Source organism: Alphaproteobacteria bacterium LSUCC0719 (assembly GCA_040839025.1).
Classification (GTDB): domain Bacteria; phylum Pseudomonadota; class Alphaproteobacteria; order Puniceispirillales; family Puniceispirillaceae; genus UBA8309.
Genome location: JBFPJN010000022.1, coordinates 1 through 747, shown reverse-complemented (window position 1 = coordinate 747; position 747 = coordinate 1). Strand labels below are relative to the sequence as shown.

Below are 747 nucleotides of genomic sequence, written 5' to 3'. Positions count from 1 at the left end.
CAGGCATCGGTCATGCCTATGGCAGAGGCTATAGCGTCGAGATACTGGCTAAATGGATGCAGAAGATTGAGTGCTAGTGACTGGCTGCAAACCTGATGGCATCTTCAAGCCGGTCATCACCCCAAAATATCTCGTTGCCTATAGAGAATGAAGGCGCACCAAAGACTCCCAGTTGCTTGGCTTCCTCAGTATTCGCTTCGTACATCTGCTGGATGGCTTCATCTTTGGCTTGATGCATGATGTCATCATAATCAAGTTTCATGGTCTTCAGGACCAGTCGTAGATTCTGCTCTGAGCCAGCCTCCATGCCCGACACAAACCACAGACGGTAGGTCTCCTCAAAATACTCCAGATACCTGCCTTGTTGGTTCAGGACTATGCCAATCTTGTTGGCTTGGTCGAATGCTTGCAGTGGATAAGGTGCTGGCAGTTTGGGCTTAGGCAAACCATACCAATCCGCCCGACGTTCAATATCTCGCCACATGTAATCCACCTTCGTTTTCTTTGATGGTGGAAATGGAATGTTGTCCATCGACTTCATGATGGCACGAATGCTGATGGGCTTGACTGATAGATTCAGGCTCATATCCCGCTGAATAGCATTGATACGAAGTGCTGTCAGATAGCTGTAGGTGCTACCAATCGACAACCAAGCTGTAATCGGTTGAGACATCCTGTACGTCACCTGACCTGTTAGCACATAAAATGCTGACATATCAGTGATGTACATGAAGAAATGGTGCCCGC

The 747-nt window shown here is 48.1% G+C and carries 1 protein-coding gene; it reads right to left on the bottom strand.

Annotated features, from left to right (window positions below):
• Positions 1–73: 73 nt before the first annotated feature.
• The coding region (locus AB3X55_13395; protein ID MEX0504579.1) for a 2-hydroxychromene-2-carboxylate isomerase at positions 74–747 on the bottom strand (674 nt) is incomplete at its 5' end.